This window comes from Hydrophilobacter chitinilyticus, assembly GCF_049860745.1.
Taxonomy (GTDB): domain Bacteria; phylum Pseudomonadota; class Gammaproteobacteria; order Burkholderiales; family Burkholderiaceae_C; genus Rhodoferax_B.
Genome location: NZ_CP187561.1, coordinates 2,458,173 through 2,480,623, shown reverse-complemented (window position 1 = coordinate 2,480,623; position 22,451 = coordinate 2,458,173). Strand labels below are relative to the sequence as shown.

Sequence of the window (22,451 nt, the reverse complement as noted above, 5' to 3'; positions counted from 1 at the left end):
CCGCCCTTGCACCAAAAGGCGAAATCGGCGAAGTCAAAAATCCTAGATGGAGATCCGGCTACGCTTCCGGCTCACCCGGCCAGCGATAGCCCAGCAAGGTCGACGCGTCGTAACTGTGCTCGCGCACTTGGCCCAACTGGTTGCCACCTAGCAGCCAGATTTGCCCCGCCTCTTCCCGCAGATAAAAACCCACGTGGCCGCGCCAGCCGTTGGGGTCTTCGCGGGTCAGCACGGTGATGCAGCCGAACTGAGGTGTGGCGAGCGGCTGGCCCCATTCGAGCCACGATCGGGCTAAGGCGGAGTTGGTGCCGGGCATGCCGATTTGCACAAAACACCAGTTGACGAACGAGCCGCACCACGAGACTTGGTCGTCCCAGCCCTTGTTGTTGACGGTGTTGTGGTACGCCTCGATGCGCGGATTGGAGTGACCCGGCGCGCCTTCGGTGACGCCCATCTCGGCGCGCGCAATGTCGAACCAGGGCAGCGTGCTTTTGCTGAAGTGGCTGGCGTGGCTGGAGTGGTGAAGATCGTTCATGGCTTGGTCAGGGTTTGGCTAAGGCGTCCGTTGGCGGCAGCCAATCGGCTTGCCAACCACCACCCAAGGCCTGGATCAACGCCACTGCGCTGGTCTGGCGGCTCACCTGTAGTTGCACCAGCGTGCGGCGCGCGCTCAGCGCCGAGGCTTGCGCGGTGACCACATCCGAGTAGCTGACCTGCCCGGCGCGGTAGCGGTTGAGCATTTGCTGCTCGGTTTTGTCGGCATTGGCAGACGCGGCGCGGCGCAGGCCTTCTTGTTGGGCCAGGCTGGCGCTGGCGCTCAACTGGTCTTCTACGTCTTGAAAAGCGGTGAGCACGGTTTGCCGATACCGCGCCACGGCAGCGGTGTGGCCGGCGCGCGCCGCGTCCACCTTGGCATCGGTGGCGCCACCGTCAAAAATGGTTTGGGCTAGAGTGGCACCCACAGCCCAGGCCAGGGCCGAGAAGTCGAACAGTTTGCCCACATCAGCCGCCGCTGTACCCGCCGAGGCCGTGAGGCTGATGTCGGGGTAATAACCGGCAATGGCAATGCCGATGGACGCATTCGCCTGCGCCACGGCGCGCTCGGATGCGGCGATGTCGGGCCGGCGCTGCAGCAGCGTCGAGGGCACGCCGGTGGGCACGGCCGGCACATACGGCGTCCACGCGGCGGGGGAGATACGGAACTCGGCGGGCGCCAGTCCCACCAGCACGGCGATGGCGTGTTGCAGCACGGCGCGGCTACGCACCAAGCTCTGGCGATCGGCACGGGTGTTGAGCAACTGGGTTTCAGCTTGCAGCACATCGCTGGAGGTGGCCAGCCCAGCGTTGTAGCGGTTGCGCGCGATGGTCTGCGCGCGCTCGTAGCCTTCGATGGTGTCGTCGAGCAGCGCGATTTCGGTGTCGGCTTCGCGCAGCGAGAAGTAGTTGCTGGCCAGTGCGCCCAGGGCCGACAAACGCGCCGAAGCCAGGTCGGCGGCACTGGCTTGGGCCGCAGCCTCGGCGCTGTTCGTGCTGGCGCGCAAGCGGCCCCACAGGTCGGGCGCCCAGTCTGCGCCCAGCGTCAGCGAATGGCTGCTGGCGGCGAAGTCGTTGCGTGTACCCGCGCGGCGGCTACCAGCGTTGAGCGACAGGCTTGGCAGCAAGGCCGCGCCCTGCTCGCGCACCAGCGCTTGCGCCTGGGTGTAGCTGGCCACGGCGGCGGCGATGTTCTGGTTGGAGATTTGCACCCGCTCGGCCAGCGCGTTCAATTCGGGGTCGTTGAAGCGTTGCCACCATGGACCTTTGTCCAGCGTGTCGCCCGGCGTGGCGGGCAACCAACCTTCCATCGCCGGGGCTTCTTGCCAAGCCGTAGGACTGCTGCTCAGGGTGGGCTGCTCGTAACGCGGGCCGACGGCACAACCGGCCAGCATTACGGCCACGGCACACATCGTCAAACGCGTGGAAAATTTAAAGAAAAAAGGGCTCTGCCGCTTTTGAAACATGCGTGAGAAGCTATCTTTTTGATAGTTTTGAGTAAGTGCGGATGAGGCCATGGTCAGTTTCTTCATCATGCCGTGTCATGCCGTCGCACGGGCCAGTTGCCGCTCGTTCGCCGGGCGGCGGCGCAGCTTGTCGAGCAGCACGTAGACCACGGGTACGGTCAGCAGCGTGAGCAACTGGCTGGCGATGAGGCCACCGATGATGGTCACGCCCAGGGGTTGGCGCAGCTCGGCGCCTTGGCCAAAACCAATGGCCAACGGCAGCGCGCCCAGGCCGGCGGCCAGCGTGGTCATCAAGATCGGACGGAAGCGCAGCATGCAGGCTTCACGCACGGCGGCTTCAGCACTAAGGCCACGCGAACGCTCGGCTTCCAGCGCAAAGTCGATGATCATGATGGCGTTTTTCTTGACGATGCCGATCAGCAAAAACAAGCCGATGAGCGCGATGACCGACAGCTCCATACGGAACAGCAACAGCGCCAACACCGCGCCCACGCCGGCCGATGGCAAGGTGGTCAGCACGGTGATGGGGTGCACCAGGCTTTCGTACAAGATGCCCAGCACCAGGTAGATGACGATGATGGCGGCCACGATCAACATGGCCTGTTGGCTGCCACTGTCTTGCGCGGCGCGCGCCGTGCCTTCAAAGCTGCCACGCACGTTGATGGGCATGGCGATGTCGGCCTCGGCCTGCTTCACCAAGGCCTGCGCCTCGGCCAGCGTCACGCCTTCGGCCAGGTTGAACGACACGGTGCTGGCCAGTTCGGTGTCTTGGTGGCTGACCGAACTGGCCACGGCGCGTTCACTGAATTTGGCGAACGTGGCCAGCGGCACCATCGTCGTCGTGCTGGTCGCCAAGGCCTGCCCGGTGGAGGCGCTGCGCAGAGCCGGGTTGGCCGAGGTGGTGGTCGACGTGCCGGTGCTGGCATCGGTGTTGTTTTGCAGCGAGCTGACGCTGGTAGTGCCGCTCGTGCTGGTGCTGCTGCTGAGCGTGGACGGCACGTACACGTCTTGCAGCACGATGGGGCTGCGTTGGTAACGTGGCGCCCATTCCATGATCACCGAGTACTGGTTCAAGTCGTTGTAGATGGTGGCCACCGAGCGTTGGCCAAAGGCGTTGTACAGCGCGCTGTCCACCGCACTCGACGTGATGCCCAGGCGCGCGGCCGCATCGCGGTCTACATCGACAAAGGTTTCAATGCCGTTGTCGGCCGATTCTCCATCCACATCGGTCAACTGCGGCAGTTCACGCAAGCGGTTGGCCAGCCGTTCAGACCACTTCGACAAGTCGGCCGCGTTGTCGCTTTTCAGCGTGTATTGGTTGTTGGAGTTGGCACTGCGCCCGCCCATGCGCAACTCTTGCACCGGGCCCAAAAACACGCGCAGCCCGGTGATCTGGTTCAACTGCGGACGCAGGCGGTTGACCACGTCGGTGGTGCTCTCGGTGCGCTGGCCTACAGGCTTCAGGTTGACGAACATGAAGCCGCCACCCGCACGCGAGCCGCCGCCAAAACCCACCACCGTGTCCACCGACGGGTCTTTGTGGATGATGTCCACGGCCTCTTGCAGCTTCAGCGTGAAGTCGGCCGCCGAGATGCTGCGGTCGGCGCGCAGGCCAGCGTTCAACTGGCCGTTGTCCTGCTGCGGAAAGTAGCCCTTGGGCACGTGCGCAAACAGGTAGACGTTGAGCCCCACCACGGCCAGCAGCGAAAACATCACCGCCGCCTTGCTGGCCAAAGCCCAGTCCAGGCTGTGGCCGTACAAACGCAGCACGCGCTGCCAATTGCGCTCGCCCCATTCGGCCAACTTGCCGGGTTTGTGCGCCGGATCATCGGCCTCGGAGCGCAACAACATGGCGCACATCATGGGCGTGGTGGTAAGCGAGATCACCAGCGAGATCAGCACCGCCACCGACAAGGTGACCGCAAACTCGCGGAACAACCGCCCCACCTGCCCGCCCATGAACAGCAGGGGAATGAACACCGCCACCAGCGACAGGCTGATGGACAACACCGTAAAGCCAACCTCGCGTGCGCCGCGCAACGCGGCCTCCATGCGGTTCATGCCCTCTTCGATGTGGCGACTGGTGTTCTCCAGCACCACAATCGCGTCATCCACCACAAAGCCGGTGGCCACCGTCAGCGCCATCAGACTCAAGTTGTTGAGCGAGTAACCCAGCAGGTACATCACACCAAAAGTGCCGGCCAGCGACACCACCGTGGCCACCGCCGGAATGATGGTGGCACGCGCGCGGCGCAAAAACAGGCCCACCACCAGCACCACCAAGACCACGGCGATCAGCAGCGTGACTTCGACTTCGCGCAGCGAGGCACGGATGGAGTTGGTGCGGTCGGACGCCACGGCCACTTCAATGTCGGCCGGCAACTGCGCGCGCAACTCGGGCAGCAGGTTACGCACGCCGTCCACGGTCTCAATGATGTTGGCACCGGCCTCTTGGGTGATGAGCACAATCACCGCCGGGGCACCGTTGAACAGGCCCACCGTGCGGGTGTTTTCCACGCTGTCGGTCACATTGGCCACGTCGCGCAGGCGCACGGCGGCGTTGTTGCGCCAGGCGATCACCAGGTCGCGGTAGTCGGCTGCGCGCAGGCCGGGCGCGGGGGTGTAGATCTGCATGCGCCGGTCGGCGCTTTCCACCACGCCTTTGGGGCGGTTGGCGTTGTTCGCCTGGATGGCGGCGCGCACGTCTTCCGTGCTGATGCCCATCTTGTTCAGCGAATACGGCTCCAACTCCACACGCACCGCCGGCAGCGTAGCGCCGCCGAGTTCCACATCGCCGACCCCTTCCACTTGAGACAAACGCTGGCTCACCACGTTGGACACCGCGTCGTAAATCTGCCCCGGTGTGCGGCTCTTGGACGTCAGCGCCAGGATGATGGCGGGCGCCGCCGAGGGGTTGGCTTTGCGGTACGTGGGGTTGCTGCGCAGCGAGGCCGGCAGGTCGGCGCGTGCGGCGTTGATGGCGGCTTGCACTTCGCGCGCGGCCGAGTCGATGTTGCGCGACAAATCAAACTGCAGAGTGACGCGGGTGGAACCGCTGCCGCTGTTGGAGGTGAGCTCGGTCACGCCCGGAATCACACCCAGGCGCCGCTCCAGAGGCGTGGCCACACTGGTCGCCATGGTGCTGGGGCTGGCCCCGGCCATGCTGGCCGAGACGGAAATGGTGGGGTAGTCGACCTGCGGCAGTGGCGCCACCGGCAGGAAGAAAAACGCCATCACCCCGGCCAGCGCGATGCCGATGGTCAGCAGCACCGTGGCGATGGGCCGCTCGACGAAGGGACGCGAGAGGTTCATCCCACGGCTCCAGGGTCTTGCGAACGCCCGGAATGCGACGCCGTGGAACCATGGCCCGTGAGCCGGCGGCCCAGCCGGTCAAACGCCAGGTAGATCACCGGCGTGGTGAACAGCGTGAGCACCTGGCTCACCACCAAGCCACCAAAAATCGCCAGGCCCAGCGGGCGGCGCAGCTCCGCGCCCTCGCCCCAGCCCAACATCAGCGGCACGGCAGCGAACAAGGCCGCAAGCGTAGTCATCAAGATCGGCCGGAAGCGCAGCAGCGCGGCCTGGTGGATGGCCTCTTGCGGCGATTTGCCCTCGTTGCGCTCGGCATCGATGGCGAAGTCGATCATCATGATGGCGTTTTTCTTGACGATGCCGATCAGCAAGATGATGCCGATGATGCCGATCACGCCCAGGTCGTTGCCCGTGACCATCAGCGCCAGCAGCGCGCCCACACCGGCCGAAGGCAGCGTGGACAAAATCGTCAGCGGGTGCACATAGCTCTCGTACAACACGCCGAGCACGATGTAGACACACACCACCGCCGCCAGGATCAACCAAAGCTGGTTGGTCAGCGATTTCTCGTACGCACCAGCTGCGCCCAAGAAGGTCATGCTGACACTCGCAGGCATGGCGATGTCTTGCGCCGCTGCGCGAATGGCCGCCACCGACTTGCCCAACGCCACGCCGGGCGCGGTGTCAAAACCTACAGTGGCCGCCGGGTACTGCGCCACGCGCGTAACCTGCAGCGGCGCGCCTTGCTCACGCACCGTGGCAAAGGCCGACAGCGGTGTGGCTGTGCCGCCGCCGGTTTTCAACTGCAGGTTGCCCAGGCCTTGCGGCGAGTCGAGGCGGGTGCGTTGCGCTTCCAGAATCACGCGGTATTGGTTGGTCTCGGTGAAGATGGTGGAGACAATGCGTTGGCCAAAGGCGCTGTAAAGCGCGTCGTCCACCGCGCTGGCGGTGACGGACAACCGCGAGGCGGTGTTGCGGTCAATGTCCACATATGCGGCCAAGCCTTGTGCGCCCGCATCCGTGGTGGGGTTGCGCACCTGCGCCACGGTTTGCAGCCGCTCGACCAGCTTTTTCGCCCAGCCGTTGACGGTGGCGGTGTCGGCGCCTTCAAGCGACAGGCGGAACTCGGTGGGGCCGGTTTCGGCGTCGATGGTCAGGTCTTGTGTGGGCTGCAAGAACAGCGTGACGCCAGCCACCTGGCTGTGCACCGCCTGGCGAATGCGCGCCATCACATCGGCCTGCGCGCCACGGTCGGCTCGCAGGTTGATGAGCATGCTGCCGGTGTTGAGCATGGTGTTGTTGGCGGCATCCACCCCCACCACCGAGCTCAGGCTTTGCACATCAGGATCGGCCAGCACCACGTTGGCGGCGGCTTGTTGCAGCTCGGCCATGCGCAGGTACGACACGTCTTGCGAGGCTTCAATGCGCGCCTTCAATTGGCCGGTGTCTTGTGTGGGAAACAGGCCTTTGGAGATGAACACATACATCAGCGCCGTGAGCACCAGCGTGGCCAGTGCCACCAGCATGGTCAGCGCCTGGTGGCGCAGTACCCATTGCAGTTGAATGTCGTAGCGCGCAATCACGCGGTCAAAAAAGCGCTGCACGCTTTGGCCCATGCGGCCCATGATGCTAGTCTGGCTGTGGCCGGTTTCAGCCGTCAGCCAGCGCGCCGACATCATCGGCACCAAGGTGAGCGACACCACTGCCGAGATCAAAATAGTGATAGCCAGCGTGACGGCAAACTCGCGGAACAAGCGCCCCACCACGTCGCCCATGAACAGCAGCGGAATCAACACCGCCACCAGCGACACCGTGAGCGAGATGATGGTGAAACCCATTTGTGTGGCGCCCTTGATGGCGGCGGCAAACGGCTCTTCACCCTTCTCCAGATAACGCGCGATGTTCTCGATCATCACGATCGCATCGTCCACCACAAAGCCGGTGGCAATGGTCAGCGCCATCATACTCAGGTTATTGAGCGAGTAGCCCAACATGTACATCAGCCCGCAGGTGCCGATGAGCGAGATCGGCACCGCAATGCTGGCAATGACCGTGGCGCGCACGCTGTGCAAGAAGAAAAAGATCACCAGCACCACCAGCACCACGGCCAGCACCAGTTCTAGCTGCACGTGACGGACAGATGCGCGAATGCCGGTGGTGCGGTCGGACAAGATCTCCAGCTTCAGTGCGCTGGGCAGCGAAGCGGAAAGCTCGGGCAACTCTTTCTTGATCGCGTCGACAGTCGCAATCACGTTGGCGCCAGGTTGGCGCTGCACGTTCAGGATGATCGCTGGGCGAACCTCTGGATTGGCATTGTCCTTAGCGTCTTGCTTGGCGCCATCGGCTTTGAGCCCGGCCCACGCGCCGAGTTGAGTGTTCTCCGCACTGTCGACCACCTTGGCCACGTCGCGCATGCGCACGGGCGCGCCGTTCTTCCAGGCCACCACCAGGTTGCTGTAGTCGGCCGCGGTCACCAACTGGTCGTTGGCGTTGATGGTGTAGGCACGTTTGGGCCCATCGAAGCTGCCCTTGGCGCTATTGGCATTCGCAGCTGAGATGGCGCTGCGCAATGTGTCGAGGCCAATGCCCACGGATGCCAGCGCTTGCGTATCGGCCTGGATGCGCACGGCAGGCCGTTGCCCGCCGGAAAGCGTGACCAGCCCCACCCCGCTCACCTGGCTGATCTTCTGCGCCAGCCGCGTGTTGACAATGTTCTGCACGTCGGTAAGCGGCAGGGTGTCCGAGCTGACGGCGAGTGTGAGGATGGGCGAATCGGCCGGATTCACCTTGGCGTAGACCGGCGGCGCGGGCAGGTCGGCCGGCAGCAGCGAGTTGCCGGCGTTGATGGCGGCCTGCACTTGCTGCTCGGCCACGTCCAATGTCTGGTCGAGCGCAAACTGCAGCGTGACGATGGAGACACCGGCCGCGCTGGTCGAGCTCATGCGGTTCAGCCCCGCCATCTGGCCGAACTGGCGCTCCAGCGGTGCGCTCACGGTGCGGCTCATCACCTCGGGGCTGGCCCCGGGATACAGCGTTTGCACCTGGATGGTGGGGTAGTCGACCTCGGGCAACGCGGCCAGCGGCAGGAAGCGGAAGCCTAGCAAACCGGCCAGCACGATGGCCACCATCAGCAGGGCAGTGGCAACGGGCCTTTCAATGAACGGGCGCGACGGGCTCATGCGCGCGCCGCCTGATAAGGCTTAAGAATAAAGGGGCGTTTCCGCAGTGTGGAAAAGCGCAAGCAGCTATTCATTTGGGAGCAACCTCGCATGCGGTCAACGTGCAGGCGCCGAGGCTGCGCCGCTTGGCGCAGAAGCAGCGGCCTCGGTTGGCGCCGCACCGGGCGGTGGCCCACCTGCGCCTTCACCTCGCGGCCCACTGCCACCGGGCCGACGTCCACCTCGCGCGCCCGAAGCGCCGTTGCGCGGCCCCATGGCACGTGGCTTTTCACCCTGCAGCGTCACCATCGAACCCTCGCTCAAGCGATCGCCGCCTTCGGTCACCACGATCTCACCGACCTTCAAGCCTTCGGTGATCTCGGCATCGTTCACGGTCGAAATACCGCGCTTGACCTGGCGCACTTCCACGCTGCGGTCGGCCTTCACCACATAGACAAAACTGCCGGTGGGGCCGTTGCGCACGGCGGTAACCGGCACCACCAAGGCATCGACGGTGCGCAGCGTCATGCGCACGTTGACAAATTGGTTGGGAAACAACGCGCCTTGGGTGTTGGCAAAGCGCGCCTTGGCTTTCACGGTGCCAGTGGTGGTGTCGATCAGGTTGTCGAGGGTGGAGAAGGTACCGGTGTCGAGGGTGTCGCGGCGGTTGCGGTCGATGGCGATCACCGCCATCTGGCTGGCGGCGTTCTTGCCACCCGCACCATTACCACCACGGACTTGGCGCTGAATGTCCGGCACCTGGTCTTGCGGCACTGCAAACTGCACGTCAATCGGCGTCATCTGGGTGATCACGGCAATGCCGGTGGTGGCGTTGGCCGTCACGGTGTTGCCCGCATCCACCGTGCGCAGGCCGATGCGGCCGGACACCGGGGCGGTGATGCGTGTGTAGTCGAGGTTCACACGGGCTGTGGCTTCAGCGGCTTTATCGGTCAGCACCGTGCCCTCCAACTGCTTCACCAGCGCAGCCTGGGTGTCCACATCCTGCCGGGCGATGGAGTCTTGCCCCAACAGCGTGTTGTAACGCGCCAGCGTCACACGCGCGGCCTCGAGTTGCGCCTCGTCGCGTTGGCGCGTGCCCTGCGCCTGCATCAGCGCTTGCTCGTAAGTGCGTGGGTCGATACGTGCCAGCAGTTGGCCCTTCTTCACCGTCTGGCCTTCTTCAAACAACACCTCGGCCAACACGCCGCCCACTTGCGCTTTCAGGGTGACGGTGGCGACCGGCGTGACCGTGCCCAGCGCGTCCAGCGTGATCGGCAACTGCGCCTGACGCACCGTGGCGCTGCCGACGGTGACATTGAATGCGCCCGCGCCAGGGCCACCCGGCCCGCCCAGGCGCCCCGGCCCTCCCATGCCCGAGGAGCCGGCGGCTGGGCGGTGTGTCAAGTACCAGGCCAGTCCGGCCAAAGCCAGGATTAACAGCAGCGACAGGCTCCAACCGACCCAACGCCTGCGACGGACTGGCGGGCGCGCATCGGGCAAGGCGAGCGCGTGGGCTTCAGAGACGGGGGCTGGTGGTACGGGCACAGGATGGTCCATTGAGCAGAAGTGAAGGCGTCAAAAAAGAGAGACGAAATCGGGCGAGATGAAGCAGTCGGGAAGCCCGAGTAAAGCAGTTGTTTGTTGCAAAGTTGCCGGGGTGATCGTAAACCAGCGGTAAAGGCTTGGGGCACGCTTGCCGCGTCGGACAAACCCCAGCCCAAACCGCTAGGCCACGCTACGTCAGCAAAGGGGTTAACGCCGCGCGCAACGCATCCGGCAGAGGCTTGGGCCGACGGTTTTGCCGGTCCACATACACGTGAATGAAATGCCCGCGCGCCGCAGTGAGTTCAGCACCTTCGGCGAACAGCCCGACCTCGTAACGCACGCTGCTGTTGCCCAGGCGCGCGACGCGCAGGCCCGCCTCCACTTTCTGCGGGAACGCCAGCGAGGAGAAGTAATGGCATTGGGTTTCGACCACCAGGCCGATGGTGTCACCGTGTTCGATATCCAACGCACCCTGGTCGATCAGGTAGGCATTCACCGCTGTGTCAAACCAGCTGTAGTAGACAACGTTGTTGACGTGGCCGTAAACATCGTTGTCGGCCCAGCGGGTTTGGATCGGCGAAAACACGCGGAAGGCGCTACGCGGCTCTGGGGCGGGTTTGGCGGAGTTTGGTGTGGACATGTTTCCATTTTGCCCGCGCCTTGTGATGCCTCAAAAAGCATCGGTTTTAGAACGTTGCCCCTAATGATGCTGCAATGCAGCAAAAAGGCTTGCACCAAAAAAATGCATCTCTATAATTCAACCCATGCTGCACTGCAACATAGCCTAGAAGCTAAACCCGGCGCAGTAAGTGAAGTTTGTTTTTACTTAACTGGAGATACTCAATATGTTGACCGCTGAACAAGTTCTGGCCTCGCAAAAAGCTACCGTTGAAACCCTGTTTGGTTTGACCACCAAGGCCTTTGAAGGCGTTGAAAAGCTGGTTGAATTGAACGTGACCGCCTCCAAGGCCGCCCTGGGCGAAGCCGCTTCGCACACCCAAGCCGTTCTGAGCGTGAAAGACGCACAAGAACTGCTGGCTCTGCAAGCCAGCCTTATGCAACCCCTGGCCGAAAAGACCGCTGCCTACAGCCGTCATCTGTACGACATCGCCCAAGGCACCGGCGCAGAATTCACCAAGGCCTTCGAAGGCCAAGCCGCTGATGCACAGAAGAAGTTCGCCGGGCTGGTCGACAGCGCCGTGAAGAACGCCCCCGCCGGCTCTGAATCCGCTGTTGCGATGATGAAGACCGCTGTGGCCACCGCCAACAATGCCTACGAATCCGTGCAAAAAGCTGTCAAGCAAGCCACCGACGTGGCCGAAGCCAACTTCAAGGCCGCCGCTGCTACCGCAACGACCGCCACCAAGAAGCGTTAATTCTCTGAAGAATTGAAGGGGGCTGCTGGCCGCATTTGCCACCAAGTGCCAGGCCAGCGCCGCGGGAGTTTGAAGTTAGTTCCCTTTGGGTTTCATTCAAGTTGTCTCCTCGGGTCTTTTAGGGCTTTAGGCTCAAGACCCCTTCAAGACCCCGTCACGGCGTGATGGGGTTTTTTTTCGTCTGTGCGATCTGCACCGCGTGGCTTTCGCCAACCCAGTACCTTTTCAGCGCGCCACCACGGCAGCGGCTGCGGGTTGTCGTTTGGCCAGTAACTCAGCCTGCAGTTTGGGCAGCATCGCCTGCATCGCTTTACGCCCTGCTTCAATCGAGCGCAACCGCGCCTGAAAGTTGGCGCTGCCCACGTCGTTCAAGCGAGGCCGCACCACCACATTGGCGTCTTGCAGTTCAAAGTGGTTGATGCTTTTGCCCATGATGGCGGTGGTCTGCAGCAGGATCTGCAGGCTGTCGCTGGCCTGGTTGCCCTCAGGGTCGGCCGAGATGTCGACCGCCAGCACCACCTCGGCGCCCATTTGGCGCGCGTAACGCACCGGCACCGGCGACACCAGGCCGCCATCGACGTACTCACGCGCGCCAATCTTTACCGGCATGAACACCGCCGGCACGGCGCTGGAGGCGCGCACGGCCGTGGCGGTGTCGCCGCGCTGGAACAACACACCTTCACCACTGTTGAGGTCGGTCGCCACAATGCCCAGCGGCATGGGCAGATCCTGGATTTTGCGGCCGCCCAATTGGGTCGACACATAACGTGCCAAGGCTTCACCGCGGAACATGCCACGGCTCACGAATGGCAGCGTCCAGTCGGTGAACGCCGCCTCCTCCATGGTGGTCGCCACGGTAAGCAACTGCGCGCCGTTTTTGCCACTGGCGTAGAGCGCGCCCACCAGGCTGCCGGCCGACGTGCCCACCACCAAATCTGGTTTTATGCCGGCCTCTTCCAGCACCTGGATCACGCCCACGTGGGCAAAGCCGCGTGCTGCGCCGCCGCCCAGTGCCAGGCCCAACCGTGGCGCGCGCGTCACGGGCGCAGTCACCGCTGGCGGCGTGATCACTGGCGGCAAGCTGGTGGCCACAGGTTCAACGGGCACCGTACTGCAGCCCGCCAACAATGCAGCGCCCGCAACCCCTAGCAGCCAACGCCGCCGACCCAGGCGCGAGCCTTCAGCTTCTTGAGAAATCTCTTGCGGCACCAAATGCCCAACCCCGCGCAAACCCAACATCGCCATCCGACCAACCTTGAAAAAGCAAACCCGCCAAATCGATATGCGGCGGGCAACCCGTGATTGTCGCTGGTACACGTAAAGCCCTGTTCAACGACACCCTCGCCTCACACATAACCAATCGTCATCCCCGGATAAAACCCGGTTGTCATGGGTACTTACGGTCAGGCGTTTTATAGTGGGGGGCTGTACAGCACAACTCTCCAACACCTATGAAAACCAAAGCCGCTGTCGCCTGGAAATCTGGCGCTCCCCTGACCATCGAAACCGTGGACCTGGAAGGCCCAAAGTTCGGTGAAGTTTTGGTTGAAATCAAAGCCACCGGCATTTGCCACACCGATTACTACACGCTCAGCGGCGCTGATCCTGAAGGCATCTTCCCCGCCATCCTCGGCCACGAAGGCGCGGGCATTGTGGTCGACGTCGGTCCCGGCGTGACCACGCTGAAAAAGGGCGACCACGTCATTCCGCTCTACACGCCAGAATGCCGCCAGTGCAAGTTCTGCCTGAGCCGCAAAACCAACCTGTGCCAACTGATTCGCGGCACCCAAGGCAAGGGCCTGATGCCCGACGCCACCAGTCGCTTCAGCCTGGACGGCAAGCCGATCTTCCACTACATGGGCACGTCGACCTTCAGCAACTACACCGTGGCGCCTGAAATCTCGCTGGCCAAGATCCGCGAAGACGCGCCGTTCGACAAGGTCTGCTACATCGGCTGCGGCGTGACCACCGGCATCGGTGCCGTGCTGTTCACCGCCAAGGTCGAGGCTGGCGCCAACGTGGTGGTGTTTGGCTTGGGCGGCATTGGCCTGAACGTGATCCAGGGTGCCAAGATGGTGGGTGCCGACAAGATCATCGGTGTGGACTTGAACCCCGAGCGCGAAGCCATGGCCCGCAGCTTTGGCATGACCCACTTCCTGAACCCCAAAGACATTGAAGCCGCTGGCGGCAACATCGTCGATGCTATTCAGCAATTGACCGACGGCGGCGCCGACTACAGCTTCGAGTGCATTGGCAACACCAAGGTGATGCGCCAGGCGCTGGAATGCACGCACAAAGGCTGGGGCCGCAGCATCATCATCGGTGTGGCCGAAGCCGGTGCGGAAATCAGCACCCGCCCCTTCCAACTGGTGACCGGCCGCAAGTGGGAAGGCTCGGCCTTCGGCGGCGCACGTGGCCGCACCGACGTGCCAAAGATTGTCGACTGGTATATGGAAGGCAAGATCAGCATCGACCCGCTGATCACGCACACCATGCCGCTCGAAGACATCAACAAGGGCTTCGACCTCATGAAGGCCGGTAAGTCGATTCGCGGTGTGGTCTTGTTCTGATGGAAGGCTTGGAACTGTTGAGCCAGCACGCCTGCTTTGGCGGCGTGCAGCGCTTCTACAAACATAGCTCCACGCAAATCGGCTTGCCGATGCGCTTCTCGGTCTACCTGCCGCCGCAAGCAGAGGCTGGCCCGGTACCTGCCGTCATGTTCCTTGCCGGCCTCACCTGCACCGAAGAGACCTTCATGGTCAAGGCCGGTGCGCAGCGCTTGGCGGCCGAGTTGGGCTTGGCGTTGATCTGCCCCGACACCAGCCCGCGCGGGGCGAATGTGCCGGGCGAGGCCGATGCGTGGGACTTCGGCGTGGGCGCCGGTTTTTACCTGGACGCCACCCAAGCGCCGTGGCAACCGCACTGGCGCATGGAAAGCTATCTTGTTCAGGAGTTGCTGCCGCTTGTAGGTGCGCAATTGCCTATCGACCTGCAACGCCTGGGTTTGTTCGGCCATTCCATGGGCGGGCACGGCGCGTTGACGCTGGCGCTGCGCCATCCGGGCGTGTTCCGTTCGTTGTCAGCCTTTGCGCCGATCTGCGCGCCGAGCCAATGTCCATGGGGCGTGAAAGCGTTCACCGGCTATCTGGGCGACGATCGCCAAACTTGGGCCGCACACGATGCCACCGCGCTGATGCAAAGCCAAAAACAAGCGCCCTACCCTGACGGCATCTTGATCGACCAGGGCTTGGACGATAAGTTTTTGGCCGAGCAATTGCACCCGCATTTGTTTGAAGCGGCCTGTACCGATGTGCGCCAGCCGCTGACGCTGCGCCGCCACGCAGGCTACGACCACGGCTACTACTTCATCGCCACCTTCATGGCCGACCACCTGGCGCACCACCAGCGCGCACTGGCCGCAACGGCTTAGGCTGTTTTAGAAAAGCGAATCCTGGCCGTGCAATGCGGCCGGGCGAAAACGGGTGAAGTCGGTCTCGGTGCGCTGACGGTTCAGCCCAAGCTTGGCGCAGGTCTTCTCGAACCGCTGGCGGATCAGATCGGCCCACAGGCCTTTGCCTTTCATGCGCGACACAAAGTCAGCGTCGTAGTCCTTGCCGTTGGCACGTTGCGCATCACTCACCCCATGCAGGTCTTGCACACGCGCCATGATGCGGTCGGCGCGCTGTGGGTAATGCAGCATCAGCCACTCGCGGAAGATGGGCGACAGCTCCCACGGCAGGCGCAACACGGTGTAGAAGGCGCTGCGGGCGCCAGCCTCATAGGCAGCGGCCAACACCTGCTCCATGTCGTCGTTCACAAACGGAATCTGCGGCGCCACACTCACGCCCACGGGCACACCGGCCTCGGCCAGGGTGCGAATGGTGCGCAGCCTTCGATGTGGTGCGGCAGCGCGTGGCTCCAGCTTGCGCGCCAGGTCGCCATCGAGCGTGGTGATGGTCATGTAGACCGCCGCCAAATTTTGCGCTGCCATGGGCGCGAGCAAGTCCAGATCACGCTCCACGCCGCTGCCTTTGGTGACGATGGCCAGCGGGTGCTGGCAGCGTTGCAGCAATTCGACCGCGCCACGCGTGAGGCGCAATTCGCGCTCGATGGGTTGGTACCCGTCGGTCACGGTGCCGATGGCGATCATGCGGGGCGTGTAACGCGGCGAGGCCAGCTCACGGGCCAACACTTCGACCAGGTTGCGCTTGGCGATGAGCTTGGTTTCGAAATCGAGACCTGGCGATAGATTTAGATAGCTGTGGCTCGGCCTCGCGTAGCAGTAGATGCATCCGTGCTCGCAGCCCCTGTAAGGATTAAGCCCGTAGTCAAAATAAATGTCGGGCGAGCTGTTGCGGGTGATGACGCTCTTGGCATCTTCAAACGTCACCTGTGTGGCAAGGCGTGAGGCCTCTTCTCCGTCCGCCGTTTGCGCGGCTTCTTCCAGCGTGCCCCAGCCATCGTCGAAATCAGCACGCGCATCTGACGAAAAACGGTGCGCAATGGCAGACGCGGCACCACGCCCTTTGATGGCGTGCAGCGGCAAACGAACTTCAGCCATGCGGCCCCCTGGAAGATCAATAACTGTAATTTTATACAGCAATTTAAAAACTTCCAGAGGATTGCCGCCCTCTTCGGCCTATCGCCTACAACGCGATCAAGCCGTCAGTCGCACCAGCCCTGGCAGCGCACCGTCCACACGGAATACCGCCACCGACTGCACCAGTTGCGCCGCTTGTGATTCAAGCGAGCCCGTGGCGGCTGCAGCCTCTTCTACCAGCGCGGCGTTTTGCTGGGTCACACGATCCATTTGTGAAATGGCTTCGTTCACCTGCTCCAAACCTTGGGTCTGCTCTTGGCTGGCCACACTGATTTCACCCACGATATCGGACACGCGACTGACACCTGCCACCACCTCGCGGATCACCACGCCGGCCTCTTCCACCAACCGGTTGCCTTCGTTCACGCGCTCCACCGAGTCCGCAATCAACACCTTGATCTCTTTCGCCGCCGTGGCGCTGCGCTGCGCCAGGGTGCGCACTTCGCTGGCCACCACGGCAAAGCCGCGGCCTTGTTCACCGGCACGGGCGGCCTCCACCGCAGCATTCAACGCCAGGATGTTGGTTTGGAACGCGATGCCGTCGATCACGCTGATGATGTCCACGATCTTGCGTGAAGCCGCATCGATGCCGCCCATGGTGGCCACCACATTGCCCACCACTTTGCCGCCGCGTGCGGCCATGTCGGACGAAGAACGCGCCAGTTGGTTGGCCTGGCGGGCGTTGTCGGCGTTCTGCCGCACGGCTGATGTCATTTGCTCCATCGACGCCGCTGTTTGCTGCAGCGCGCTGGCTTGTTCTTCCGTGCGGCTGGAAAGGTCGAGGTTGCCACTGGCGATTTCACTCGAGGCCAGGGCAATGCCCTCTGCGCCACGGCGCACTTGGCCCACGGTGGTGCGCAGTTGCTCACCCATCACGCCCAGGGCGCGCAGCAACTGGCCGGTTTCGTCTTGGGCGTCGCTGTCGGCACGCACCGTCAGGTCGCCAGCGGCCACGGTTTGCGCCACGTTGACGGCGCGGTTCAGGGGGCGGGTGATGCTGCGCGTGATGAAAACCGCCAGCGTGGCCGCAGCCAACAAAGCGATGATGCCCAACGAGATCATCTGCGTGCGGCCGCGTTCATAGCCGCTACGCACGTTGGCCGCAGCCGCGTTGATACTGGCGCGTTGCTGATCCAGCAAGGCCTGCAAATTCTCCAGATAACGCACGCTCGCAGGACGAAAATCGGCATTGAACAAACGTTCGGCCTCTTCAGCCTGACCTGCGGCCTTGGCTTTGCTGACCGCGTCACGCGCCACGATGTACTGCTGGCGTGCCTGCGACAAGGTGGCAAACAGCGCCTTTTCTTCGGGAGTTTCGAGCAAGGCTTCAATCTGCTTTTGTTGCTCGGTCGACATGCGCGAGCCCTCGGCGTTTTCAGCAGCGAAGAAGGTCGCCAGACTGAGGTCCGAGCTCTTGGCCACAGCCGTGGTGCGGCGCACGCTGGTGTGGATGGTGCGGTACCAATCGGACACCAGGCGCTCCTTGGTCAGCGGACGCTCCATCATGGTGTCTGTCTCACTGGCCACGCTTTGCAGCCGCCAGACGCCAATGGCCAAGATGGCAGCGGTGAGCACAATCAACGCAGAAAAAGCCAGCGCCAAACGGCTGCCGATGGAGAATTTGAGGTGTTGCATATTCAAAATTTCGCGGGGAGTGGGCTGGTTTTGGCTGCGGTTGGCTAAATTTAGCGTCGATATCTAGTGGATAACCCTAATTTTAGGGAACATCTTTACATTTACATACACAAGCCACTACGCTTTGTGCGCCGAAGCAGCCGTTACAACTGGCCCATCTGTTTTGTGGTAATTCCTTTAAAAACAACGTCTTAGCAGCTCTTATCCGGCGTTTTGACGGCCACGCAACGCGCCCCATCAACACCCGCCAAAACGGCGCAGCCAGGGAATAGGTGACCAAGGAGGTGCTGGGACGAGGTGGAACAGGATCGCCTCGCAAATGTGAACTTCGAACCGATGGGCCGCACCGGCATAAACCCCACGCGTTCGCCAAAAGCGGGCTACCCCACCAGCATTTGCATGCTGTGCTCCAGCTCCGTGACAAGGCGCTCCAACGCCTGCAACAACGCTTCGCTGGACGATGCCAACTGCCCCAGCGCTTGCGGCGAAGCCAGGTTCTGTACCGCGCTGCCCAGTGCCTGCCAGTGGTCCGTGGCAGTTAACAGCTCGGAGCGAATGGCAGGCGATGAGAGTGGAATGCCTTCCAGGTACTGCATGGCCTGCTGAAAAGCCTGCCGCGTGGCGGCCAGGTCTGCACGCGTGCTGGCCGGTGCGGCAGCGTTGCCCATGGCTTGCATCAGCGCCAGTTTGGCAAAGCGCTGCGAGAGCATGCGTTGGCGCGCGGCCACGTTGAGCACGTGCAGCGGCGGCGCGGCGCCGGCATTATCCAGTTCGTTGGTCAGGCGTTCGGCTTGCTCCAACAGGCATTGAGCCAGGCGGTCCACGGCGATCACCTGGCTTGGTGTGGCAGGGCTTTGCAGCGCCTGCCGCAGCGCAACCCACTCGGTGATCACCGCAGCCATCAGGTCACCAAACGTGGCCGGTGACAAACCTTTTTGCAAGGCGGCCAAATTGGCGTCAACACGCTGCACCGACTGTTCGAACGCGCCCCCGACTTCGGTGCCCCCCAACTCGGCCAACGGGCTCAAGCGTAGCGCATACAGTTTGACCAGACGCTGCGACAACATCCGCAGTTGCCCTGCCCGGTTCAGCGCCTCGGCAAAGCGCGCGGAATGGATGATGCGCCGCGATAGTTGCCCCATGCGCTGGTTGGAATGCATGGAGGCCGTGCGCAACATCTGATAGGCATCGTCATCCGACACCTGACGCGCGCGCATCAAAATGCCCTTGGCCTGGTCTACCGTTTTGCGCTCCTCAAAGCGGCTGGTCACATCGGCCAACTGTGCGTGCAGCGCTTGTTCACGCTTGAAGCGGGCCATCGCCAGATGCACCAAGGAACGCAAACGCTGCTGGCTGTAGCCGTTGACCACGTAGCCGTGCATGCCACACGCCACCGCACGGGCGATGCGCTCAGCATCGGCGTCCTGGCTGAAAACCAGCACGGCGCAAGGGGCGGTGTCGGCAATGGTCTGCACCGCCAAAAACAGCGCTTCGCCCGGCAAAGGGTCCATGCAAATCACCACATCTGGTGCATGGCGCACCGCGTCCTGCACCAGTTTGCGACGCGTCTCACTGACCGCCAACACCTGGATGCCCACAGCGTCCAGGTCAGCCAAGAGCGGATGGCCACCGCTCGTCGTCTCCAGGCCATTCAAATCCACAACGGCTGTAGTCATAGGTTTTCATCGTTTTTTGACGGGCTCTCAGAGGGAAAACAGCTTGGCCCTGAAAGGGACTGCATGCAAGCCCCACACCAACCCACGCCTGTGAAAGTCGTTCAGGCCAAAACATATCGACGCGATGGCACAGCTTTTGCTGATGACAAAGCGGACGTAACGCAGCGTCCGGAATTTCGCCCCAGCACCGCGGGTCCAGCGCATAAAGGCGTGCGCAATGGTGTGCCTCAGTCCCTGATTTTCAGGAGAGACATCATGTCCAGCCTATTTCTCTTCGCCTTCCCATTCGCTTTTCTTTTAGCGTTTTCGATCTTGCTCAGTGCAAGCCTCGTGGCTTGTGCACGCCAGCGTCGAAAACACGCCTGGCGTATCGCACACCAGGCACCAGTCAGTACAGGTCTTACAGCCCAACACATCCGCTGACCGTTCACGGTCTGCACTGCCTCGGCCGCGCCTTTCTTTATTCAAACCCTGTTGACGAAAGCCCCCACCATGCTGTTCGCCTCTCCTGCCATCAACGCCACCGGCCCCAAAGCCACCCGCATCGACATGTTCTCCATGTCGACCCCGCAAATGCGCGCCTTCCACATCACCTGGCTGGCGTTCTTTGTGTGCTTCTTCGCGTGGTTTGCCGCCGCGCCGCTGATGCCGCTGATCCGCGCTGAGTTTGGCCTGACCAAAGACCAGGTGGCCAACATCAACATCGCCTCGGTGGCCGTGACGATTCTGATCCGCCTGATCGTCGGCCCGCTGTGCGACCGCTTTGGCCCACGCCGCACCTACACCTGGCTGCTGCTGATTGGCGCCATTCCGGTGTTTGGCCTGGCGTTCGCCAAGTCGTATGAAATCTTCTTGTTCTTCCGCCTGTGCATTGGTGCCATTGGCGCGTCGTTCGTCATCACGCAGTACCACACCAGCGTGATGTTTGCCCCCAACGTGGTGGGCACGGCCAACGCCACCGTTGGCGGCTGGGGCAATGCCGGCGGCGGTGCCGCACAAAGCTTGATGCCACTGGTGGTGGCTGCCATGCTGAGCCTGGGTGTGGAGCAAGCCTGGGGCTGGCGCGCCGCGATGTTTGTGCCCGGTGTGGCCATGGTCATCATGGCCTTCATCTATGCCCGCTACACCCAAGACACGCCCCAAGGCGACATCGTGGATTTGCGTGCCAAGGGCATTGCGTTGGAATCCGGCAAAGCCGGTGGCTTGGCGATCTTCTTGAGTGCCTGCAGCAACTACCGCGTGTGGATGCTGGCCATCGTCTACGGCGCTTGTTTCGGTGTAGAAATTTTCATCCACAACATTGCGGCCACTTACTACGTGGACCAGTTTGGTTTGTCGATTGCCAGCGCCGGCATGGCCGCCGGCATCTTCGGTGGCCTGGCCTTGTTTGCGCGTGCGCTGGGCGGCATTGTGAGCGACCGCATCGCCACCAAGAAGGGGCTTGATGGCCGCTCGCTGCTGCTGTTTGGTTTGATGCTCGGCGAAGGCATTGGCCTGGTGTTGTTCAGCAAGGCCGAGAGCGTGGGTTTTGCCATTTTGGCCATGTCGCTGTTTGGTTTGTTCACCCACATGGCTTGCGGCGCCACCTATGCGTTGATGCCGTTTGTCGACCGCAAAGCCCTGGGCGGCGTGGCGGGTTTGATTGGCGCGGGCGGCAACATCGGCGCCGTGGCCGCAGGCTTCTTGAACAAGGCCGTGGCCACGCCGCAGCAAACGCTGTTCATCCTGGGTGTGGTGGTGGCTGCCAGTTCGCTGTGCGCCATTGCCGTGCGCTTCTCGTCGCAGCACAAGTCGGCCGAGCAAAAGCTGCTGGACGAAGCCGTGGCCGCGCGCAACGCCGGAGCTTCTGGCGTGGCGGGTTCGATGATCACCGCCAGCTAAATCACTCGCCTTTTTAAAGTCTCGGAGCCGCCTCATGAACAAGCCCAAACTGGTGCTCATCGGCAACGGCATGGCCGGTGTGCGCACGATTGAAGAGTTGCTAAAGATCGCGCCAGACCTGTACGACATCACCGTCTTCGGCGCCGAGCCGCATCCCAACTACAACCGCATCATGCTGTCTCCGGTGTTGGCCGGCGAGCAAACGTTGGACGAGATCGTGCTCAACAGTTGGGCGTGGTACGCCGAGAACGGCATCACCCTGCACGCCGGCAAAAAAGTGGTGGACGTAGACCGCGTCAAACGCGTGGTGCGCGCGGTAGATGCCGACGGCAACATCACCCAGGCCGACTACGACCGCCTGCTGATCTGCACCGGCTCCAACCCCTTCATGCTGCCCGTGCCCGGCAAGGACTTGAAGGGCGTAATCGCCTACCGCGACATTGCCGACACCACCGAGATGATCGAATCCGCCAAGCGCTACAAGAACGCCGTGGTGATTGGCGGCGGCCTGCTGGGCCTGGAAGCCGCCAACGGCTTGATGCTGCGCGGCATGCACGTCACCGTGGTGCATGTGAACCCCTGGCTGATGGAGCGCCAGCTCGACAAGATGGCCAGCCAGCTTTTGCAGAAAACGCTGGAAGAGCGTGGCCTGCAATTCCGCCTGGGCACACACACCCAAGAGCTGGTGGGCGGTGAAGATGGCCGCGTCAAAAGCATTCGGTTCAAAGACGGCAGCGAAGCCGCCGCCGACCTGGTGGTGATGGCCGTGGGTGTACGTCCCAATGTGGAACTGGCCACCAAGATGCGCCTGCACATCGAGCGCGGCATTGTGGTCACCGACACCATGCAAACCGTGACCGACGCACGCATCTACTCGGTGGGCGAATGCGCGGCGCACCGGGGCATTGCCTACGGTTTGGTGGCGCCGCTGTTCGAGCAGGGCAAGGTGGCGGCCAACCATTTGGCGCAGTCTGGCATTGGCCGCTATGTGGGCTCGCAAACCTCGACCAAGCTGAAGGTCACCGGCATTGACTTGTTCAGCGCGGGCGAATTTCAAGGCGGCGAAGGCACAGAAGAAATTGTGATGAGCGACACCTTTGGCGGTGTCTACAAAAAGCTTGTGCTGCGCGACAACAAGCTCGTGGGCGCCTGCCTGTATGGCGACACCGTAGACGGCAGTTGGTATTTCAAGCTGCTACGCGAAGGCCTATCGATCGACGAGATCCGCGACCAACTGATGTTTGGTGAACCAGCCGCCAACGACGCCT

14 protein-coding genes and 1 pseudogene are annotated in these 22,451 nt (G+C 62.6%); 5 read left to right on the top strand and 10 right to left on the bottom strand.

Features of this window, described 5'->3' with window-relative positions; all coding sequences use genetic code 11:
- Positions 1-58 precede the first annotated feature (58 nt).
- From ACPWMG_RS11080 to ACPWMG_RS11055, 6 genes are all read right to left on the bottom strand, one after another.
- On the bottom strand, positions 59-535 hold the full coding sequence (locus ACPWMG_RS11080) for a TIGR02594 family protein (protein WP_483304693.1): 477 nt from the start codon (positions 533-535) through the stop codon (positions 59-61).
- A 7-nt stretch (positions 536-542) separates the two neighbouring features.
- The gene (locus tag ACPWMG_RS11075; protein WP_483304692.1) at positions 543-1,946 is read right to left on the bottom strand and encodes an efflux transporter outer membrane subunit; all 1,404 of its coding nucleotides are present in this window, start codon (positions 1,944-1,946) and stop codon (positions 543-545) included.
- A gap of 129 nt (positions 1,947-2,075) precedes the next feature.
- Positions 2,076-5,312 carry an efflux RND transporter permease subunit gene (locus ACPWMG_RS11070; RefSeq protein ID WP_483304691.1) on the bottom strand — a complete coding sequence of 1,079 codons (3,237 nt, stop codon included), beginning with the start codon at positions 5,310-5,312 and terminating at the stop codon, positions 2,076-2,078.
- Positions 5,309-8,491, bottom strand: a complete 3,183-nt coding sequence (locus tag ACPWMG_RS11065) for an efflux RND transporter permease subunit (protein ID WP_483304690.1) — start codon at positions 8,489-8,491, stop codon at positions 5,309-5,311. The genes ACPWMG_RS11070 and ACPWMG_RS11065 overlap by 4 nt, the downstream gene beginning before the upstream one ends.
- A gap of 96 nt (positions 8,492-8,587) precedes the next feature.
- Entirely contained in the window at positions 8,588-10,027 is a 1,440-nt protein-coding gene (locus ACPWMG_RS11060) for an efflux RND transporter periplasmic adaptor subunit (RefSeq protein ID WP_483304689.1), read from the bottom strand.
- Between the two features lie 178 nt (positions 10,028-10,205).
- Positions 10,206-10,655: an acyl-CoA thioesterase gene (locus ACPWMG_RS11055; protein ID WP_483304688.1), complete on the bottom strand. Its 450-nt coding sequence runs from the start codon at positions 10,653-10,655 to the stop codon at positions 10,206-10,208.
- 205 nt (positions 10,656-10,860) lie between these two features.
- Here ACPWMG_RS11055 and ACPWMG_RS11050 point away from each other — a divergent pair, with 205 nt between their 5' ends.
- Positions 10,861-11,391, top strand: coding sequence for a phasin family protein (locus tag ACPWMG_RS11050; RefSeq protein WP_483304687.1), 531 nt, complete (start codon positions 10,861-10,863; stop codon positions 11,389-11,391).
- A 225-nt stretch (positions 11,392-11,616) separates the two neighbouring features.
- Here ACPWMG_RS11050 and ACPWMG_RS11045 read toward each other — a convergent pair whose 3' ends face one another.
- Positions 11,617-12,636 (bottom strand): patatin-like phospholipase family protein, encoded by a 1,020-nt coding sequence (locus ACPWMG_RS11045; protein ID WP_483304686.1) that lies wholly within the window; start codon positions 12,634-12,636, stop codon positions 11,617-11,619.
- Positions 12,637-12,842: 206 nt separating this feature from the next.
- On the opposite strand from ACPWMG_RS11045, the gene ACPWMG_RS11040 reads away from it, so the two are divergent.
- Complete coding sequence (locus tag ACPWMG_RS11040; protein WP_483304685.1) at positions 12,843-13,961, top strand: S-(hydroxymethyl)glutathione dehydrogenase/class III alcohol dehydrogenase; 1,119 nt, start codon at positions 12,843-12,845, stop codon at positions 13,959-13,961.
- Positions 13,961-14,821 carry an S-formylglutathione hydrolase gene (gene fghA / locus ACPWMG_RS11035; protein ID WP_483304684.1) on the top strand — a complete coding sequence of 287 codons (861 nt, stop codon included), beginning with the start codon at positions 13,961-13,963 and terminating at the stop codon, positions 14,819-14,821. Before ACPWMG_RS11040 ends, fghA begins: the two co-directional genes overlap by 1 nt.
- A 6-nt stretch (positions 14,822-14,827) precedes the next feature.
- Here the strand turns inward: fghA and ACPWMG_RS11030 are convergent, their stop codons facing one another.
- From ACPWMG_RS11030 to ACPWMG_RS11020, 3 genes are all read right to left on the bottom strand, one after another.
- Complete coding sequence (locus ACPWMG_RS11030) at positions 14,828-15,952, bottom strand: PA0069 family radical SAM protein (protein WP_483304683.1); 1,125 nt, start codon at positions 15,950-15,952, stop codon at positions 14,828-14,830.
- Between the two features lie 96 nt (positions 15,953-16,048).
- A complete protein-coding gene (locus ACPWMG_RS11025; RefSeq protein WP_483304682.1) occupies positions 16,049-17,626 on the bottom strand; it encodes a methyl-accepting chemotaxis protein in 1,578 nt (525 codons plus the stop codon).
- Positions 17,627-18,006: 380 nt separating this feature from the next.
- Positions 18,007-19,302 (bottom strand): type IV pili methyl-accepting chemotaxis transducer N-terminal domain-containing protein, encoded by a 1,296-nt coding sequence (locus ACPWMG_RS11020; RefSeq protein WP_483304681.1) that lies wholly within the window; start codon positions 19,300-19,302, stop codon positions 18,007-18,009.
- A 492-nt stretch (positions 19,303-19,794) separates the two neighbouring features.
- Here ACPWMG_RS11020 and ACPWMG_RS11015 point away from each other — a divergent pair, with 492 nt between their 5' ends.
- The gene (locus tag ACPWMG_RS11015) at positions 19,795-21,183 is read left to right on the top strand and encodes an MFS transporter (protein ID WP_483304680.1); all 1,389 of its coding nucleotides are present in this window, start codon (positions 19,795-19,797) and stop codon (positions 21,181-21,183) included.
- Positions 21,184-21,217: 34 nt separating this feature from the next.
- Positions 21,218-22,447: pseudogene (locus ACPWMG_RS11010) on the top strand (NAD(P)/FAD-dependent oxidoreductase); the annotation flags it as partial.
- Positions 22,448-22,451 lie beyond the last annotated feature (4 nt).

What these genes read in the sequence shown, in the direction of transcription:
- ACPWMG_RS11080 (WP_483304693.1), bottom strand. Translation starts at nt 535, where the DNA reads ATGAACGATCTTCACCACTCCAGCCACGCCAGCCACTTCAGCAAAAGC.
- ACPWMG_RS11075 (WP_483304692.1), bottom strand. Translation starts at nt 1,946, where the DNA reads ATGTGTGCCGTGGCCGTAATGCTGGCCGGTTGTGCCGTCGGCCCGCGT.
- ACPWMG_RS11070 (WP_483304691.1), bottom strand. Translation starts at nt 5,312, where the DNA reads ATGAACCTCTCGCGTCCCTTCGTCGAGCGGCCCATCGCCACGGTGCTG.
- ACPWMG_RS11065 (WP_483304690.1), bottom strand. Translation starts at nt 8,491, where the DNA reads ATGAGCCCGTCGCGCCCGTTCATTGAAAGGCCCGTTGCCACTGCCCTG.
- ACPWMG_RS11060 (WP_483304689.1), bottom strand. Translation starts at nt 10,027, where the DNA reads ATGGACCATCCTGTGCCCGTACCACCAGCCCCCGTCTCTGAAGCCCAC.
- ACPWMG_RS11055 (WP_483304688.1), bottom strand. Translation starts at nt 10,655, where the DNA reads ATGTCCACACCAAACTCCGCCAAACCCGCCCCAGAGCCGCGTAGCGCC.
- ACPWMG_RS11050 (WP_483304687.1), top strand. Translation starts at nt 10,861, where the DNA reads ATGTTGACCGCTGAACAAGTTCTGGCCTCGCAAAAAGCTACCGTTGAA.
- ACPWMG_RS11045 (WP_483304686.1), bottom strand. Translation starts at nt 12,636, where the DNA reads ATGGCGATGTTGGGTTTGCGCGGGGTTGGGCATTTGGTGCCGCAAGAG.
- ACPWMG_RS11040 (WP_483304685.1), top strand. Translation starts at nt 12,843, where the DNA reads ATGAAAACCAAAGCCGCTGTCGCCTGGAAATCTGGCGCTCCCCTGACC.
- fghA (WP_483304684.1), top strand. Translation starts at nt 13,961, where the DNA reads ATGGAAGGCTTGGAACTGTTGAGCCAGCACGCCTGCTTTGGCGGCGTG.
- ACPWMG_RS11030 (WP_483304683.1), bottom strand. Translation starts at nt 15,952, where the DNA reads ATGGCTGAAGTTCGTTTGCCGCTGCACGCCATCAAAGGGCGTGGTGCC.
- ACPWMG_RS11025 (WP_483304682.1), bottom strand. Translation starts at nt 17,626, where the DNA reads ATGCAACACCTCAAATTCTCCATCGGCAGCCGTTTGGCGCTGGCTTTT.
- ACPWMG_RS11020 (WP_483304681.1), bottom strand. Translation starts at nt 19,302, where the DNA reads ATGACTACAGCCGTTGTGGATTTGAATGGCCTGGAGACGACGAGCGGT.
- ACPWMG_RS11015 (WP_483304680.1), top strand. Translation starts at nt 19,795, where the DNA reads ATGCTGTTCGCCTCTCCTGCCATCAACGCCACCGGCCCCAAAGCCACC.